General features: G+C 54.5%; 13 protein-coding genes. 9 read left to right on the top strand and 4 right to left on the bottom strand.

The genetic code is table 11. The features are described 5' to 3' along the window. Positions 1–11: 11 nt before the first annotated feature. Positions 12–1,775 carry a threonine/serine exporter family protein gene (locus PT279_RS00390; RefSeq protein WP_277165174.1) on the bottom strand — a complete coding sequence of 588 codons (1,764 nt, stop codon included), beginning with the start codon at positions 1,773–1,775 and terminating at the stop codon, positions 12–14. 1,018 nt (positions 1,776–2,793) lie between these two features. Between PT279_RS00390 and PT279_RS00385 the strand changes: the two genes are divergently transcribed. Further along, on the top strand, positions 2,794–5,658 hold the full coding sequence (locus tag PT279_RS00385; protein WP_277164385.1) for a phosphoenolpyruvate carboxylase: 2,865 nt from the start codon (positions 2,794–2,796) through the stop codon (positions 5,656–5,658). A gap of 206 nt (positions 5,659–5,864) precedes the next feature. Here PT279_RS00385 and PT279_RS00380 read toward each other — a convergent pair whose 3' ends face one another. Together PT279_RS00380 and PT279_RS00375 are read right to left on the bottom strand one after the other, a co-directional pair. After that, on the bottom strand, positions 5,865–7,673 hold the full coding sequence (locus tag PT279_RS00380) for an FAD-dependent oxidoreductase (protein WP_277164383.1): 1,809 nt from the start codon (positions 7,671–7,673) through the stop codon (positions 5,865–5,867). A gap of 215 nt (positions 7,674–7,888) precedes the next feature. Further along, complete coding sequence (locus tag PT279_RS00375) at positions 7,889–8,452, bottom strand: redoxin domain-containing protein (RefSeq protein WP_277143034.1); 564 nt, start codon at positions 8,450–8,452, stop codon at positions 7,889–7,891. A gap of 492 nt (positions 8,453–8,944) precedes the next feature. On the opposite strand from PT279_RS00375, the gene PT279_RS00370 reads away from it, so the two are divergent. The 8 genes from PT279_RS00370 (at position 8,945) to PT279_RS00335 (ending at position 15,028) form a co-directional block, all read left to right on the top strand. Beyond that, positions 8,945–9,706, top strand: coding sequence for a carbonic anhydrase (locus tag PT279_RS00370; RefSeq protein ID WP_277164381.1), 762 nt, complete (start codon positions 8,945–8,947; stop codon positions 9,704–9,706). A gap of 334 nt (positions 9,707–10,040) precedes the next feature. Beyond that, positions 10,041–11,081, top strand: a complete 1,041-nt coding sequence (locus PT279_RS00365; protein WP_277164379.1) for an NAD(P)-dependent alcohol dehydrogenase — start codon at positions 10,041–10,043, stop codon at positions 11,079–11,081. A gap of 387 nt (positions 11,082–11,468) precedes the next feature. Further along, positions 11,469–11,897: a hypothetical protein gene (locus tag PT279_RS00360; protein WP_277164377.1), complete on the top strand. Its 429-nt coding sequence runs from the start codon at positions 11,469–11,471 to the stop codon at positions 11,895–11,897. A 45-nt stretch (positions 11,898–11,942) separates the two neighbouring features. After that, the gene (locus tag PT279_RS00355; RefSeq protein ID WP_277164375.1) at positions 11,943–12,257 is read left to right on the top strand and encodes a hypothetical protein; all 315 of its coding nucleotides are present in this window, start codon (positions 11,943–11,945) and stop codon (positions 12,255–12,257) included. A 24-nt stretch (positions 12,258–12,281) separates the two neighbouring features. After that, positions 12,282–12,557 carry a hypothetical protein gene (locus PT279_RS00350; RefSeq protein WP_277164373.1) on the top strand — a complete coding sequence of 92 codons (276 nt, stop codon included), beginning with the start codon at positions 12,282–12,284 and terminating at the stop codon, positions 12,555–12,557. A gap of 49 nt (positions 12,558–12,606) precedes the next feature. Then, a complete protein-coding gene (locus tag PT279_RS00345; RefSeq protein WP_277164371.1) occupies positions 12,607–13,773 on the top strand; it encodes a hypothetical protein in 1,167 nt (388 codons plus the stop codon). Continuing rightward, complete coding sequence (locus PT279_RS00340) at positions 13,770–14,384, top strand: hypothetical protein (RefSeq protein WP_277164369.1); 615 nt, start codon at positions 13,770–13,772, stop codon at positions 14,382–14,384. Before PT279_RS00345 ends, PT279_RS00340 begins: the two co-directional genes overlap by 4 nt. A gap of 53 nt (positions 14,385–14,437) precedes the next feature. Next, complete coding sequence (locus PT279_RS00335; protein WP_277164367.1) at positions 14,438–15,028, top strand: hypothetical protein; 591 nt, start codon at positions 14,438–14,440, stop codon at positions 15,026–15,028. Between the two features lie 166 nt (positions 15,029–15,194). Here the strand turns inward: PT279_RS00335 and PT279_RS00330 are convergent, their stop codons facing one another. After that, entirely contained in the window at positions 15,195–17,744 is a 2,550-nt protein-coding gene (locus PT279_RS00330) for a leucine-rich repeat domain-containing protein (RefSeq protein WP_277164365.1), read from the bottom strand. Between the last annotated feature and the right edge of the window lie 447 nt (positions 17,745–18,191).

Below are 18,191 nucleotides of genomic sequence, written 5' to 3'. Positions count from 1 at the left end.
CTCAATCAGCCTCACACGTCGTAGCGCCAGAACTTGTCGGTGATGACGCGGGCCATCGCCAGGCCGATGGGCAGGCAGAGGATGACCATGAAGGCTCGGAAGGCCCAGTCAAGGGCATTCAGGGTATCGAACTGGCCGAGGTAGAACATCGCACGGTACATATAAAGGCCAGGCACCATGATGACGATGGCCGGGACGGTCAGGCAGATGCGCGGGTAGCCGAGGTAGGGCGGCAGAAAGCCATGACGCACCGACGAACGCCAGGCCGAGGCGAGCAGGCCGGCGAGCATCGCACCGAGGAATGCGGCGGCTTCCGGCGGCATGCCCATGTCAACGATCGTAAGACGCAGGGTGTCGGTGATAGCTCCGATGAACGCGGCGGTGAAGCACATGCGTTGTGGCGAATTGAAGAGCACCGAGAAGCCCCAGACCCCGCCGAACGCGGTGAGCGCGCGCAGAGCGGTATTGATCCACGGGTTGAGGCCGAGTGGTTCGAATCCCTGTGGGTTGAGGTGGACGATGGCCGCCACCATCCAGCCGGCGAGCGTGGCCATCAAGATGATCGCCATTGTGTAGACCAGGCGCTGGATACCACTCGGCAGGTCCATTTTCGCAATATCGAGACCGCCGGTAATCAGCGGGAAACCAGGGATTACGAAGAGCATCGCGCCGATGTAGGCGGTGTCATGGCGGAGCGCGACGGGATCGATGAAACCGATTAATCGTAACGTACCGATACAGGAGAATGCAGCCACCGCAACGGCCACGAAAGTGACGAAGAACTGGTTCAAATGATAGACAAAAAGCCGCCGCCGAACCCAATGGCCAATGCCCGCACCCACGAACGCGCCGATCATGTCGAACGGACCACCGCCAAGCAGGAAAACGAAGCAAGCGCACGCCACGGCCGAGGCAAGGCCCGAGAACCACGGAGCGTATAGCGGCTTGCGATGCTGGATGAGGCTCAGACGTTCGTGCGCCTGCCGCACGGTGATGCCGCGATTGGCTTTTGCCTCCGTTTTTGTAGTGGCTTGTTCGGACTCGGAAGTTGCTGGTTTCGTTGCTGCAGAAAGGCTTGCAATGTTGCCCACACTGGTACCGGCCGAATTATCGGATACCTGATTATTAACGGCACTCGTGCCACCGCTACGAATATAGCTGGAATCAAGCTTCTTATCGGCAGCCGCGGCCTGTTCGGCGGCGACGTCCTCACGCGTCTTGCCGATGTGCTCGAAATGCTCGGCGTACTGGCCTTTTGGCGGACGGAAGCCGCGTTTTTTGGCCCGCTTGACGGCCTTGTCGTGGACACGTTGACGCTTTTCGAGCTCACGGTGGGCCTTCTGCGTGGCCGACAATAGGGAACGCTGAGCCTCCGGGTTGTCGAGCTGCTGAACCATTTCCGCCGAAACGGAAGGCTGGGCGTGATAGGTCGTTCCCGGCTCGCCGATATTGACGCTGAACCAGTCCGCGAAATGCTCAAGCAGCCAAATGCGCTCCGTATTGACTCCGGTTGTCGGCAAATCGACAACCTGCGTAATTCTGCTGACGCCATCGCTGCACGACACATTCATGTCAGTAAGATTGATGTTCGCACGAACGTGGACACCAAGCGGGTAGCCGATACGATGCATCAGCTCGTGAATGCGGAAGCTCCCTGTGCCCGCGCGCAAATCAAGCAGCCCTACACGCGTGATAATACTAGCTTTCGCCGCGATGCCGGCATCGACCACCGGCGTGTCCCAATCCCGTTCGATATCGGCGGTATCCAGCGGCATGTAATGAGTCAATCGGTCGTGGACCTTGGCCCTGTGGTCGCTGCGGGCTTTGTCCCCGGCCTCATCGCCGGTATCATTGCTGCTGTCTTCAATATCGTCAATGGAAGCCACCGCTTCGGCCACCCGGCGGTATTCCTTGGAATCGGATTCATCCAAATCCCCGAAAATATCTTCGAGCTCGGAATCACCCTCGTCTTCGACCTCGTCGCCGCTGCTGTTCACCGTCTTCTCGATATCCTCGGCCACCGCATCCAAACCGACCTCATCGTCCTTGTCGCCATCAATCGAGTTTGCATTTTTCATCGACATAAAATCGGCTTCCCCCATCGCCTTTCGGCATCTTCTCACATCTTTTCAGACGTCTCTCGCGCCCAGTGCCAATAGCCCGAGTTCTCTACGTTCAAGCTTCATTGGAATCTAATAGATGTTGACAAATCACAAAAATTTTGGCATATCCTGATACACCATTTCTAGCACTCTGCCTCTAACTTATTCGCAGCATCAATGCACAACAATCATGATTTGAACGATTGAAATTTTATTTCCCATCAGAAGTTAGCAATTTTTAGACCCAGCTTATATCCTTGATTTAAAGCCTAATTCACGCCCTTGCAGCATTGCATCTTACATTCTGCACCATTTTGATTGAGCATTTTGCACCACACTTGATGGGACATTACGAAGTCTTGCCGATTCTAGACCGCCAACTCTGGAAGTAAAAATGGTCCAACTCTGGAAACAGGATCTCAAAACCCTGATATAACAACGAAACGACTAGGCCCTGATTTTGCGTCGCAAAAGCCAAAGCCAATACGAATGTCCTGATGACGCAACTAATTCGTCCGGAATATGGCCATTGTCGAGTTCTGTTACCGAAATGTCGATTAGGTCACCTTACAATTAAATCGACTCGCCAAGCAATGGCTTTGGGTTCGCAACAGATGGCACCACAACCGCGGAGGAGCCGCGGAATGCCAACAGATCGAGCAACCGGACGCTTGGTTTGAAGGAGGTCTGAATGGCTAAGAATATCAAAAAACAGCCAGATAGCAATCAACCGATCACACAGCCCGATGCCGCACTGTTCACTTCCGGAGTAGGGACCAAAGGCCCCGAGGAACGTGATCTCCCCGAATCGCTCAACGACGATCTTGCACTCTGCCTTGAGATTCTGCGCACTGTGCTCGGGGAATACGACAAGGATCTGCTCTCCACATTCGATACAGTCCGAGACTATGCGGTCAAGGCGAGCGCCGAACACTATGCGGAGACCATAGGCAAGGAACAGCCCAGGGAAGACAACCTCGAAAAAGCCGAAAAGGTCATCGACGCCTTGGACGTGCACCAAGCGCAACTACTTGCGCGCGCGCTCACCACGTACTTCCACCTGGCGAACCTTTGCGAGGAGAACTACCGCGTTTCCGTGCTACACAAGCGCGAATCGGACGTCGGCGAGGACGCTGCCACCGATCCGGTCAACGAACTGACCGGCGCCTACCACCAGCTCATCAACGAAATGGGCCCGGCCAAGGCAAAGAATCTTCTGAACAAGCTCGAGTTCCATCCCGTCTTCACCGCACATCCCACCGAGGCCCGTCGCAAGGCAGTCGAGGGCAAGATTCGCCGCATTGCCACGCTTCTGAGCGCCGGCAAATTCATGGGCGGCTCCGACAAGAAGGAAAACTACCGTCGTCTTTACAACGAGATCGACGCGCTCTTCCGCACCTCGCCGATCGGCGCCAAGAAGCCGACACCGGTAGAGGAAGCCGATACCATCATCGATATTTTCGACAACACTCTGTTCGACACCATTCCACAGGTCTACCGCCGCTTCGACGACTGGCTTCTGGGCGACCAGGCCGGAATCGCCGAGCCGCAGTGCCCCGCGTTCTTCCACCCGGGTTCCTGGATCGGCACCGACCGCGACGGCAACCCGAACGTCACCGCCAAGGTCAGCCGCGCCGTGGCCCGCAAGTTCAGCGACCACGCCATCGAGGCGCTTGAAAAGGCGACCCGCACCGCCGGTACGAACCTCACCATGGAGGCCGTCACCACGCCTCCGAGCGCCGAACTCGTCAACCTCTGGAGCCACCAGAAGGAAATGAGCGAACGCCTCACCGACAAGGCCGCCTCCACCTCCTCGCATGAGCTGCACCGCGCGGCCATGCTGGTCATGGCCGACCGTTTGCATTACACCGTGGTGCGCGACGCCGACCTGATGTACAAGAGCTGCGATGACTTCATCGCCGACCTCAAGATCGTGCAGCGTTCACTGGCGGCCGCCGGCGACAAGCGCGCGGCCTACGGCCCGATTCAAGACGTCATCTGGAAGGCGCAGACCTTCGGGTTCCACCTCGTCGAAACGGAATTCCGCCAGCATTCGCTCGTTCATTCCCGCGCCCTGGAGGACATCCGCGAGCACGGCCTGCACGGCGAACGCGGCGAACTACAGCCAATGACGCACGAGGTGCTCGACACCTTCCGCGCACTCGGCGCCATCCAGAAGCGCAACGGTCAGAAGGCCGCCCGCCGCTACATCATCTCGTTCACCAAGTCCGCGCAGAACATCCGCGACGTCTACGAGCTCAACCGCATGGCGTTCTCGAATCCCGAGGATGTGCCGACCATCGACGTCATCCCGCTCTTCGAGCAGCTTGAGGATTTGCAGAACTGCGTCGACGTGCTCGACGAAATGATCAAGATCCCCGAGGTACAGGCCCGGCTCAAAGCCACCGACGGCAAGCTCGAGGTCATGCTCGGCTACTCGGATTCCTCCAAGGACGCCGGCCCGACCACCGCAACGCTCGCACTGCATTCGGCGCAGGGACGCATCGCGGAATGGGCCAAGAAGAACAACATCGACCTGACGCTCTTCCACGGTCGCGGCGGCGCTGTCGGCCGAGGTGGCGGCCCCGCGAACCGCGCGGTGCTCGCACAACCCGCCGGTTCCGTCAACTGCCGCTTCAAGCTCACTGAACAGGGCGAGAGTATTTTCGCTCGCTACGGCAACCAGGCGCTGGCCATCCGCCACGTCGAGTCCGTTGCGGCCGCAACACTCCTGCAGTCGGCTCCGAGCATGGAGAAGACGAACACCGAGATGACCAAGAAGTACGCGCCTATGACGCAGAAGCTCGACGAATCCGCGCACAAGCGTTTCCTCGACCTGCTCAATACGCCCGACTTCACACCTTGGTTCTCTACGGTGACCCCGCTGACCGAAATCGGACTGCTGCCCATCGGCTCCCGCCCGGCCAAGCGCGGCCTCGGCGCCAAATCGCTCGACGATCTGCGCACGATTCCGTGGGTGTTCTCATGGGCTCAGGCACGCATCAACCTGGCCGCCTGGTACGGCCTCGGTACTGCATGCGAGGAGTTCGGTGACCTTGAGACCCTGCGTGGGGCTTACAAGGAACTGCCGATGTTCTCGACGTTCATCGACAACATCGAGATGTCGCTAGCCAAGACCGACGAGCGCATCGCCAAGATGTACTTGGCGCTCGGTGACCGTGACGACCTGCGCGACAAGGTCCTGAACGAGATGGAGCTCACCCGCAAGTGGGTGCTCGCCATCGTCGGCGACCAGTGGCCACTGCAGCACCGCCATGTACTCGGCCAGGCCGTCCGCGTGCGTTCGCCGTACGTCGACATCCTTTCCGTCATCCAGGTACTCGCTCTACGCGACCAGCGCGAACTGCAGAAGAAGCAGGACGCCGAAGCTGCCAAGGCGAAGGCCAATGGCGGGGCTCCTGCGGGCGCAAGCGCCATTGCCGCCAAGAAGACGGACAACGAGGAACTGGCCCGCGACCAACAGCGCGGCGGCTACACCTACCTCATCCTCTGCACGGTCTCCGGTGTCGCCGCCGGCCTGCAGAACACCGGCTGAGTTTTGTAGTCGCTTTAGTTGGGAAAACGCCACAGACGTTCCGGAATCGTTATTGATTTCGCATTCGTCTGTGGCGTTTTCTTATGCTTTACCCCATCCCAAATCAGTGAAAGCATACATGAAAAAGGCCTCCGCCGGAATCAGCCGGGGAGGTCTTGAGAATGGTTCAAGCGAAGTCCTATAAGCGGGCTTCGCAAGTCAGATTATTATGCTTCGTTGATAAGATCCAGCATTTGCGGAACCGTCTTCTTGCCGAACTCGACCTTTTGGCGGGTCGTGCCGTCAGCGGAAGTCTTGTTGACAACGATGCAGGGGACGCTCATCGCGCCGTAATGGCTCTGCAACGCGGGGAAGTGCGAGATGTCGTACGCCTCGGCCTTCACCTTCGGATTGTCGGAGGCGATGCGCTGGGCGGAAAGCACCGTGGTCGGGCACATCGTGCAGGTCAGCGAGACGAGCACCATCACATCGGTGGTGCCTCCGTCCGCGTCAAGTTTCTCGATGCGTTGCTGGGTGTCGTTGTCGACGGACTGGCCAGGGCCGGCCGCATTGTATAGCGCGAGCACGAACGAGTTGAATTCATGGCCGCTCGGTACGCCGTGGAACGCAAGCCCAGTAGACTGCGGCTTCCCGTCGGCACCCACCTTGCACAAACGAACGCACGGGCGGGCCATCGGCATCACTTCTTCGACGTCGAACTTGGCGCGGCCTTCCGCGTCTTCCTCACCTTCGGCAGGTTCGGGCGCGACAACGGCGGAAAGCTTGCCATCGCTCAGAGAAACCAACTCGTCAATGAAGCCCTTGAGCTCCTGTGAAAGCTTGGTCTTGTCGAGCGAAAGCTCGAGCACCAGCGGCTGGCTCATGCGGCCGAAGACCACATCGAGCTGCTTGCGAATCGCATCGTCGAAGAACCCGGAGGTCTTGACGGGACCGCTTTGAGAAGCGGATGCGTCAGATGCGGCGGCCGGAGCCGGGGAAGTGCCCGAATTGGCGGCTTCCTTGGCCTGTTCAGCCTCACGCTTCTCGTAGTTCGAGCTGGTCGGACGAGGCGGCACAAGACCGGTCTTCTCGCTCAGATCCTTGGCGTAACGCTCAAGTTCGACGCCCGCGACGGCCCCGTCGGAAACGGCGGTGACCACCTGACGCAGGTTCTTCTCGCGCAGATCTCCGGCGGCGTAAACCCCGGCGGCGGAAGTCTCGAGATAATCGTGCGTGATGACGTAACCGTGGTCGTCAAGGTCGATGACATCCTTCAGGATGTCGGTCTGCGGCACATAGCCTGCGAAAACGAAAACACCGAAATTCTTGCTCTTTGTGGGCTTCCATTCCGTGTCCTCGCCGGTTTCGCGGTTGTGGAACACGGCACTCACCAAGCCGCCTTCGCCGGCCGAAACCGACTTCATTTCGGTGTTGTAGTGAATTTCAATATTAGGGTCGTGCTTGGCCTCGCTGGAAACGGAGGCGTCGCAGGTGAAATCGCTGCCACGCACCAGAATCGTGACCTTGCTGGCATATTTGGTGAGGAACACCGATTCCTCGGCCGCGGAGAAACCACCGCCAACGACAATGACCTCCATGCCGTTGAAGAATTCACCGTCGCAGGTCGCGCAGTAGGAAATGCCACGGCCGGCGTATTCGGTCTCACCTTGGAAGCCGATCTTGCGCGGATTGGCGCCGGTAGCTACCAAAATGCCGAAAGTCTTGAGGTCGCCGCGATTGGTGTGCACGGTTTTGATGTCGCCCTCAACGTCAAGCCCGGTAGCGTCAGCCGCCATGAACTCCGCACCGAAATCCTCGGCCTGCTGGCGCATGGTCTCGGTCAACGTGCGACCGTCCGTCTTGGCGATACCAGGATAATTGACCACCTCATTGGTGATGGTGATCTGGCCGCCGTACTCTTCCTTTTCGAGGATGAGTACACGATACCGCGCACGCGCAAGGTAGAGACCGGCGGTAAGGCCTGCCGGGCCTCCGCCAATTACCACTACGTCGTACAAATCGTCTTGTTGCTTCATAGTTTCCTTTGATGTCCATTCCTGACGAACGCCGCTACCAGACCAATCCACGCTATTCCGCCATATTCAAGCCATTGACACCACCCAAGCGGTCCGAAAATGGCGAGAAAATAAAAACGCGCTATATTTCAAGCCACCGAGCCTGCTTAAACGGCTCAAAAATGGCGGAAACGGAATGGAGCAGCCTGCGCCGCGCCGCCAGAATCGGGAATCGATCAGAGCTGGCCGACGAGGTCGAGGCTCGGGGCGATGGTCTCGTCACCCGGCTCCCACTTCGCGGGGCAGACCTGGTCGCCGTGCTCGTAAACGAACTGTGAGGCCTCGACGCGGCGCAGAATCTCTTCCGCGTTACGGCCGACGTTGGAGGAGATGACCTCGTAGGCAACGACCTTGCCCTCAGGGCTCAAAATGAAATCGCCACGCTCGGCCTGGCCGTTGACCTCGTCATAGCTGTCGAGATCACGGGAAAGCGTGTTGGTGGGGTCGGCGACCATCGGGAACTGGATCTTCGCGATCTTCTCGTTGGCCTCATGCCAAGCCTTGTGAACGAACTCGGTGTCGTGCGAAACGCCGTAGATCTCGCAGCCGGCCTTCTTGAAGTCCTCGTAATGATCGGCGAGGTCCTCAAGCTCGGTGGGGCAGACGAAGCTGAAATCGTTCGGATAGAAGAAAATCAGGGACCAGTGGCCGAGCACGTCAGCCTTGGTGAGCTTGCTGAACTCATTGTTCTGATAAATGTTGGCCGTGAAATCGGTCAGTTCATGTTGCAGCATGGTCATAGTTATGTACCCCTTTACCTCGAAAGTGTCATTGTCTACATGCGATTCTGGCCTTTATGTGTTCCGCTTGACGCCCTTTACGAACGTCCGCAACCATACCCAGCACCTTGCAGGAGCGCCTGTGGAACCGTTCATCGCCGTGACCTCATCATGGTAACGCCGGAAACTGCATTATCAACAGTCGATATGCGCCTAAAGGCACTTCTTTTCGTGAACCGCAATAAAGAAGGACACATACAGGCACAATATCCCGAAAATCACCAATTAATTAGATATATTTATGTCGAATATTAAATTCATATCGAATTATGAACATTTATTCTGTGCGGTTTAATTATTTCATATATAAAAATACTTATTTGCAATACTGTTATCTATTCAGGCTATCACATAAGAAAATTGCGAAAATCCCAAGGTGACGCGGCAAGAGGGTAACCTTGAAGACAAACAACTTCACCCCTTGAGCGCTTTTCGCTTGGAAGGAAGGCTCAGATGACAGACGACCCGAATTCTACCGAATCCACAGCCAACGCGACCTGGAGCCGCATGCTGCAGGGCAACTCGCGCTTTGCTTCCGGGCAGGCCGAGCACCCTTGGCAGGACAGTGAAACCCGGGAATCGCTCATCGACGAGCAGCACCCCGATGCGGCGGTGCTTTCCTGCTCGGACTCGCGCGTGCCGCCGGAAATCATCTTCGACCAAGGCCTGGGCGATATGTTCACCGTGCGCACCGCCGGCCAGACACTGGACGACGCCGTCATCGCCTCGCTGGAATATGCCGTGACCCATCTGGGGGTCAGCGTTTTGGTCGTGCTCGGGCACGAACATTGCGGGGCCGTCGCGAGCGCCGTTGCCGAGCTCGATGCCATCGCTTCAGGTGCCGGCATCGACCTGGGTGCCGCCTTCGCCGCGGAAGTCACCGATTCCGAAATGATCGATCCGGCAGCGGATGATGCTTCGGATTGGGGGTCACGCACAGGCATCGACTCCGATGACGTTTTCGACAAGATGGAGGAGCTCGTCGCCGCTTCCGGGTCAGTGCTTGTTCGCTCCGTCGGCGCGTCCGTCCTAGCCGCGCAAGAGGCGGCACTGGGCGATACCGACGATTTCGAGCGCGTCCACGTCGCCCGCACCATCGAGTCGCTGGTCGACCGCTCACAGGTAATACAAGAAGCGTTGGCCGCGCAACGCCTCTCCATCGTCGGCGCCCGCTACCAGCTAACCAACGGCAAAGTCGAAGTCCTCTCGTTTTAAGACAGTCTTTGAGAAGACTAGCCCCATAAAAACAAGCAGAAAATGACAAAGTAGGCCTTTTCTAACCAATCTTTACGACACCAATGCCTTAATCGACTGACAGTTTTCCTTTTTTAAGTGCAATCGTTTTCATATTTTTTAATCATTATAATATTGCCAAAAACCGGTATTTTTCTGCCGCTATTGCAATTTGCAAATAATAACGCTTTCATATAAAATAATAAAGCGTATGCTTTCCGGATAATGGCCGTTGTTTTACTCGAAAAGTTCTTACTACTTTTAGTTAGTTGATATTGGTCAAGAATATAACGAATATCAACGGAAAGGCACAACAATGAAGGCTGTGGTTCTTGAGAAAAAGGGTGTCATCAACGTCCGCGACGTTCCGGATGCAGGCAAGCCGGGGCCTGGCGAACTGAAAATCGCCCCGCACAGCGTCGGCATCTGCGGCTCCGATGTCCACTATTACACGCACGGGCGCGTCGGCAAATACATCGTTGAGAAGCCGATGATCCTCGGGCACGAGGCCTCCGGCACCGTGCTGGAAGTCGGCCCCGGCGTCAAAGGCTTCAAGCCCGGCGACCGTATCGCAATGGAACCCGGCATCCCCGACATGAACTCGCGCGCCACGAAACTCGGCCTTTACAACATCGACCCGAGCGTACGCTTCTTCGCCACCCCGCCGGTCGACGGCTGCCTGTGCGACGAGGTCATCCACCCCGCCGCCTTCACCTACAAGCTGCCGGACAATATGAGTTACGAAGAGGGCGCCCTGCTTGAACCGCTCTCGGTAGGGCTCTGGGCCGCGACGAAAGCCACCATCAAACCGGGAGACATCGGCGTGGTCACCGGCGCCGGCACCGTCGGCATGCTCACTGCGGCTTGTGCGCTTGCCGGAGGTTGCTCGAAAGTCCTGATTTCTGACACTTCCGCCGTCAAGCTCGATATCGCATCCAAGATTCCGGGGATTATTCCCGTCGATATCACCGAAGAAGACCTGCTTGAGCGTGTCAAGGAGGAGACCGGCGGCTGGGGTGCCGACCGCGCATTCGAGGCATCCGGCAATGTGCGTTCATATGACAACTTCTGGAAGCTCGGGGCGCCAGGCAATACGTCCGTGATCATCGGCATCCCAGCCGACGGCAAGGTTCCGATGGACATCACCGAGGTGCAAGCCCGCGAGACGCGAATCGAAAACGTATTCCGCTATGCCAATGTCTATCAGAAGGCGATCGACCTGGTCTCGGCTGGCAAGATCAACCTCAAGCCCTTCATCTCCAAGGTCTACCCGATGGATGAAGCGAAGGACGCGTTCGATCGCGTTGTTGAAGCCCATCCCGAGGACGTCAAGATCCAGATCCAGGTAACGAAGTAGCCTTTGCCAGCATTCTGAGCATCTTTACAAGAAGAAAGCGCGTAACGTGTATTCATCTATGCACATTACGCGCTTCGCAATATCCAAAAGCCAATAACAATATCATCGTTCCTGAAAAACTCGTCGCCTACATCATTCTGAACACTTTAAGATAAAATATGGATTCAGACATTTTATTTGCGCACGTTTAACAAATAAAACGATACTTCCGATTTTTCTCAAGGCACGCATTTGCGTCATATTCGCTTGCCGCACTGCCCAAAAGCAAGATTTCGCCTTCCCCTAAATATCCACAATTAATGACGTTTTTAATTTCGGTTAAGAAACAGTAGAAGGTATACTGATTATTCAAAAAGAATAATATCAATTCCATCTAGTGGAGACCACATGTCCTATTCAGATGACCTTCTCGCTGAAATAGCACGGTTAAACCTTAAAAAATCCGATTTCGAAGTTGAGCAGGCTCAACTGAAGAAAAGACTCGCTCAACTAAATGAACAACTTTCACACCTCATCAGGCGACGAAACGATTTCGAGACCAGACAAAGCAAACGCCGAAACGCCTTGCAGGATCTAAGATGGGCTTGCCTAGAAAACCATAGTGCTGAGCGCTATGCGGACATGATGGAAAACATGGTCAACGGCGGGAAGAACTCAAATATCGTAGACACCTTTTCACAATCTATCACCCTGTTCAAAAACCATATACGAGATGCAGAAGAAAGGATGGTAGAGCTTGGGTCATCACTGAACAACATAGAAAAGCAACAGGTAGACTGTCGGTATCGGCTCAGTCGAGCATCGGACAGGAAATAGAAGAAACAGGAACATTCTTACGCAAATAAAACGACGGGAGCAGTAATGGCCGCAGCAGCTGGTGAAGATCCGAAGCTAATCATCGTAGATGATTTTGTCGAAAAGGCAGCTAAAGACTATGGAGAGCGTGGAGACGCACTCGACAAAGCCATGAAGCAATATCTGTCAATACTCGACAAAATTAGTTCAGAGGCAATTCCTTCGGGAGCCCAGCATGATGCCCTTGTAGCATTTGCAAGCACAGCAAAGACATTATACGGCGGTAAGTCTGCACGGCTAAAAACGATTTCCGACAATTTGAATAGCAAATGCAAAAATTTCATCTCACAAGTCGATCAAGACGACAGCTTCTTGTATTGAGCCTGTCAACAAAGGAGCACATCAATGGATGCAACCATAGACTTCAAACCGGACCAACTGCTTGAACTCATTACCGAAATAGAAAGTATTGACATAGGTGCATGCAATACCGGGAGTAAAAAGCCAGATACATGTGGGAGCGCTGGCGCGTCTATGACCGCATTAGCCGATATTGACAACCAATACAACCAACTGGCCTCCTCGATGAAAAATTTGTTCGATAGCACCGCAGAATTTCTTAAAAAAGCACGAGAATCGATGACATCAACCGATGACGCTATGAGCCATCAATTCAAGTAACGCTTAGACGAAATTCAATCATCTATCCTTAAACGAAAGAAGGTATCCCATGACATCAGCACGCAGAGATTTCACGGGGGATACGAAGGAAAGACTATTAAAAATAGCCGATGAAGTCGCACCTAAAAATTGGTGGGAAACGTTCACAGATAGCATCAGCGATGGTTATTCCTTAGCAGCTCTAAACCAAGAAGAAACCGCAGCCATCCAAAGCGGCACAGAGGCCCCTAAAAGCTATGAGCGCGACATCATAGATATGAACAATATGTCACAACAGCAAATCCAGCAAATCTGGTCGAACGTCAACGCTGACGCAAGCACGGCTTTAGCCAGTTTTACTGCTGCGGACAACGATTTGGAAGGATTCCGGCAGCAGCTAGACGCGTTGACGGCTACCATGAATGGCGGTTCTCAAACAGGCCGACTTGATCTCACCTATATCAATGGCACTCTAAAGAATCAGATAACTTTTTATGACAAACTCAGCAAGCTTTACGCCCAAATTGAAGACAAAGGTCTGACTTCAGGCGCAGGCGATAGGCAGACGCTGACAGTACTTCTGAAATCCCTCGGGGCCAAAGTATTGCAATTCGACCCCAGCCTAGAACTCGATCATGATTGGAGTCTTCCAATCGGCCCAGGACTTGAACTTACTTTTTCAATAGGAACGAAAAATAAGGATGGCGTAGGAATCGCTCTCAATGTACCCGGCTCCGTCGCGAAAGCACAACGTCAAGAACTGCAGGACATGCTCTCCTTCAATCTCGGCGGAGGATCATTGCAGTTAGACGCCAACGGCAATCCCGTCAATGACCCGAACGACAAAGACTGCACTACCTGGTCCAACAACAGTAACGGCGGCATCGGAACAGACGGCGAAGCAAAGTATTCTTGGAGCCGTGCACATGGGGACAAGGGGCAGACATATACCTTCGGTATTGGCGGCCATTCAACTTCCGTTTCCGTCGGTATTTCACAAAATTACGGCGACGCCTCCATCTCATCGGACCTCGGATTGCAAGCCAGTACAGACTCCCATTGGCGAGATTTCCGCACACCCGAACCGGTTAAAGTCCAAGTCTATGTACCAGAGCTAAACCCTGATTGGAATATAGGGACTGTGCCAGAAACGAGTCCGTTGGTTAAAGGTGCCGAGACGCTAGTAATAATCGGTGGCATCCTTTTAATCTTCGTAGGATTGCTGAGCTTGGCATGAAAAAGAAAATATCCACAACACAGTACACCCGATTCGTTGCCGTTATCCTATGCATGCTGCTGGTATCCTTGCTTCCCGCCTGCAGCAATCCCAGCAGGGATGACCCGCCAAAACCGAAAACGGAGGAGATTACCTACCCCGCAGACTTTGTAAAAAAATTCTTATACTACGGTAATATAGATACTCCTAAAAAAGTTGCCCAAGATTTCAAAAATGGGGGTAGCAAGTATGCTACCGACGCATACGCAAAACCCGACGGAAGCGTAGTCGTCGTTGTCACCGAACGGCAAAGACTCGCCTACATCAAGTACAACGACAAGCGCATGGGTCTTGATGAGTTTGTACAGGAAAGTCCGAAGTACTACCACTACACCCTCAACAAAGAAGGTACCGAGCTCTCATTCTGGGCCGATAAACGCCTCAGCCCCATGGCAGGCACCACCCTTCTGTATGCGGCACCCCGATGCTCGGGCTACAACTATTACATGAAACACCACACCGGCAAATGGGACATGCTGATTACGGCTTACAACTGCCACACCAACCAACTCATCCATCAATACCATGTATCGGAAGGCTGGCAAATGTCCATGGATGAACTCGGTGAGTAAACCACCACACTCAACCCTGCGGGCAACAGGCAAACCAAACAAGGAACACAACAATGCAGAAACTGAATATTTTTGGCAATTCGGCAACGATCGAGCTACCCGACGACTACCATCCTTGGCGACCAGCCGAAAATCGTTCTAACGCAACCCCTGAGAAGCCGAATCCCACATCTTCATTGTTGGCAGCAGCCGCATCGCTCTGCGAAACCGTCGACTTCCCAAACGATACCATGTTCGAAGGCAACGGTTCCCATATCATCGGTGTCATCAGCAAACAGGAATGGGATCAAAATCTGCTCAACAAAAGATTAGACGAATGCTATCGAACCATAGCGCGCAGCTTACCGCTGGTCGACAACGCACAAATCGCTACCCGAAAGACATCAGAAAATACCTCAGATGAGAAAGAGAGCGATCGAGAAGACGGGAAAGACGAGACAAGCGGCGAGCCCACCATTGGCATGATTCGCTACACTTTCGCTACACCGCAAAAAGATTGGTTCGCGTGCACCGTCCTCCTCCCCGCCAAAAATCACGAAGCGACGCTGACCATGATCTGCAACACCGAAGCACTGCCAGGAAAAGCCGAGGAATTCATGTCCATCGCCGAATCCATCGATTTCCCGCTCAATGGTTCACACTGATTTTATGATTGCTGAAATAACAACAACAGCGGCTAAACGCCCATAAAAAGCAGCAAAATCGGAACTGCCGACGCAGGGGGATTGCCGGTTTACAAGTAACTAGTGAATATTCCAAATAGCTATTTTAGAAACCGGCAACTTTTGTACTGTGCGGATGATTGCTGCTTCACGATTTCAGAGACCCGTTCCGTTTCATTGATCCACTGACCAAAACCAAACCAAAGGCGATGACGGCAAGTCCGGTACGCCACAAATCACCTCGGTACGAAGCGCCGGTAAACGGAAGCGCCGCGGCCATGGCGATCCAACCCGCATGCAGCGTCATGTCCTTGGTCACCGGCGTATTGGTGAAATCGAACGTGCTGCCAACCCCCGAGCCTGACGGATTCACCTGAGCATACCAACCGGCGAAACGGTATCCCGCACGCGTCGGAGCAGCGGTCGGAGCCGCGATCTTGTAGCCGCTATGCACCTGTACCGATGAGGGTTGCCCTGGCAGCAATATGCCTCCGCCAAGATCGAACGTGACCGTATGTTGCGCAACCTTGTACGGCTCGGTGATGGTGCCCGAAAAGTTTCCGATGGTGTTGGGCAATTGCGCGTCCGCGTCGAACGTCTGGGTCAAGGGTTTCGCCGAATCGTCATTGTTGTACTGCATCGGACCATCCCATGTCAGCTGCTGATGTTCGGCATCGAATCGGGCGCCAGGCGTGGTGGAGTGGATGGATGTCGAATCGACGGACGCGCCGGCAATCGATCCGTCGGCTGCTTTCTTCAGCGTCACCGCCGTCGACATTGACAGCCCCGGATCGGCGATTCCTTGCGGTAAGGTCACCTTCTGCTTGTCGGCACAGAAGCTGGAATCACCGACATCGCAACTGTTGCTGGTGCCGCCACTTAAGCCTGCGAGATTCTTCAGTGACGAAATATCGAGGATGCTGTTACTGCCGAGATAAAGCTTGGTCAGTCCCGTCAGCCCCGCCAACGACGACACGTCCGAAATCTTATTATGATGCAACCACAATTGCGTGAGGGTGGTCATGTCGCTCAGCGAGCTGATATCACTGACGTTGTTGGAGGATAATCCAAGTTTGGACAACCACGGGAAATTCGCCTTATTGATGACGCTGATATCGCTAATCTGATTGTTGTCCAGATACAGCGCATATATTCCCGTAAATGACGTCCATGAAGCAATGGACGTAATCTTGTTGTGCTGAAGCTGCAACTTATTCAAGGCGGTCAGATGCGCCAAAGCCGAAACATCGCCGAGCTTATCGTTGTTCAGAGACAGCCATTGAAGACTGGTCAACCCTACGGTGGGGGATGAAATCAGGCTTGAGAGATCTGGAATCGTGCTGCCGCGCGCGTTGTCATCCAGATTCAGGGTCTGCAGCTGCGTTAACCCGGAAAGACCGGCCAAATCGGTAACATTGTTGTGGTTCAGGTTCAAAGTCAGCAAACTCGATAAACCGGAAAGTGCGTTCACATCGGAAATGTTATTGTTGTCCAAGTGCAGGGTCTGCAAACTCGACATGCCCGAAAGTGCGCCCAGATCGGCAATACTATTGTTATCCAAATACAGGGTCTGCAAACTCGACATGCCGGAAAGCGCACTCACGTCGGTTATCCCGTCGCCGTTCGCGAAAAAGTTGTTCATTTTATCCAGATATTTCAGCTGGTGCAAATCACGGCTGTGCACATTAAGCGTGTGTCCGTCAACATTGCTGATATGCAATTGCCCCAGGCCCGTGAGCGTCTGCAAACCGTCCAGCTCACTGACACGCAGCGGAGTATCTTCCGTCTCGTTTCCTGAATTATAATTCAAGCTTCCAAAGCTTAATGCGGCACTCAGCGACCACACATCCGTGACGTTATGGACGATAGTCGCCGGCTGCGCACCACCCACCAGCGGCGGGGGCGAACTGGCTACTTTCTGCGCCAACGTTGAATCAGGAAAACAAGTGGCAACCGTATCAATACCCAAGACACACTTGTGGGCGACCGCAGTGTCTTCATAACCCCACAACGTCCACACCGTCTCGTTAGCAGTGATTGGCGCCGACTCATCGAACCAAGTCATCTTGCCTTCGCCATTGCCAATGCTATCTGCCGGAACGCCCCAACCCATGAACTTGATGCCCGGGTTATAGGAGGCCGGCGGTGAAGGTATCGAAGACGCGGGCAACGTACCGCCAGGGGTCACCGTCACCGTCGTCAAAGCCGGTACTTCGGCAGCGATTCCAGCGGAATTCATCTGGGTTTTGAACGTCACAGTATAGGAGGTTGGGGTTTCCCCGTCCCTCGCCCAAACGGCATACACCGTTTGGACATCTTTCGGCATGGTCAACGTATCTACGACGTGGGCCTGAGCTTCCGAAAGCGAGTCGAACGGAGGTAGTTTCACTGTCGACCAGCCCACGAACTCCATACCGTCTCGGGTTGGGTCACTGCTCTGGCAATCATCCGCGGCACTTGTCGGTAACGTAACCATCTCGCCGGGAATGTGTTGGGACGGGCAAGTCGCGACCTCACGCGTGACTTTAGCCCCGGTCGGTGACGCCTCCGTGCCGCCGTTCGTATCGTACGTCAACAGATAATCGGGGTTGAAACCGGTGCCATTGGCGACATGGCCCTTAAGGCTGACGTCGCCGAACGGGGTGCAATTTCTCGTCCTCGTTCTTGTCCGAGGTGCCGGAACCCCGGAACGCCGCATATATGTTGCTAAAGAATCAGTCCCGAAGATGCCCTTGCTTTTCGGGGAGAATAGGACAGATGACGCATCCCCCGCAGCCGCAGCACCCGCATAACCATCGAAAGCAGCTTTCGGCCGAAAAACACTGATGAATACACCAAAGCACAAAGCCAACAACAACGCTCCCATGACGATCCACAGCCATATACGCACCCACGTCCGCACAATATCCCCCTTTCGGCGGCCTTGACGCATCGCTCCCCAACCGTGTTCATTCGAACACGCGCCATACTCGCGATGTGGGCAATAGCTAAAATTACGAAATCATAAAATCGTTCTCAGCAAGCAATCCCCCAATGGCAGATTATTGTATTATCTATCGACGCAATATTCAACAATCTCATCTTCATTAAATAGAAAACACGTCACGAATTTCTTGAATATCCAGTAATTCGTGCATTACATTCT

This window comes from Bifidobacterium sp. ESL0784, from assembly GCF_029433295.1.
Classification (GTDB): Bacteria; Actinomycetota; Actinomycetes; order Actinomycetales; family Bifidobacteriaceae; genus Bifidobacterium.
Note: the sequence above shows the minus strand (reverse complement) of the source record. Positions and strands in the feature narration are given on the sequence as shown.

Coding starts and splice junctions, on each gene's coding strand:
- PT279_RS00390 (WP_277165174.1), bottom strand. CDS start 1,775: ATGCCGCTGGATACCGCCGATATCGAACGGGATTGGGACACGCCGGTG.
- PT279_RS00385 (WP_277164385.1), top strand. CDS start 2,794: ATGGCTAAGAATATCAAAAAACAGCCAGATAGCAATCAACCGATCACA.
- PT279_RS00380 (WP_277164383.1), bottom strand. CDS start 7,673: ATGAAGCAACAAGACGATTTGTACGACGTAGTGGTAATTGGCGGAGGC.
- PT279_RS00375 (WP_277143034.1), bottom strand. CDS start 8,452: ATGACCATGCTGCAACATGAACTGACCGATTTCACGGCCAACATTTAT.
- PT279_RS00370 (WP_277164381.1), top strand. CDS start 8,945: ATGACAGACGACCCGAATTCTACCGAATCCACAGCCAACGCGACCTGG.
- PT279_RS00365 (WP_277164379.1), top strand. CDS start 10,041: ATGAAGGCTGTGGTTCTTGAGAAAAAGGGTGTCATCAACGTCCGCGAC.
- PT279_RS00360 (WP_277164377.1), top strand. CDS start 11,469: ATGTCCTATTCAGATGACCTTCTCGCTGAAATAGCACGGTTAAACCTT.
- PT279_RS00355 (WP_277164375.1), top strand. CDS start 11,943: ATGGCCGCAGCAGCTGGTGAAGATCCGAAGCTAATCATCGTAGATGAT.
- PT279_RS00350 (WP_277164373.1), top strand. CDS start 12,282: ATGGATGCAACCATAGACTTCAAACCGGACCAACTGCTTGAACTCATT.
- PT279_RS00345 (WP_277164371.1), top strand. CDS start 12,607: ATGACATCAGCACGCAGAGATTTCACGGGGGATACGAAGGAAAGACTA.
- PT279_RS00340 (WP_277164369.1), top strand. CDS start 13,770: ATGAAAAAGAAAATATCCACAACACAGTACACCCGATTCGTTGCCGTT.
- PT279_RS00335 (WP_277164367.1), top strand. CDS start 14,438: ATGCAGAAACTGAATATTTTTGGCAATTCGGCAACGATCGAGCTACCC.
- PT279_RS00330 (WP_277164365.1), bottom strand. CDS start 17,744: ATGCGGCGTTCCGGGGTTCCGGCACCTCGGACAAGAACGAGGACGAGA.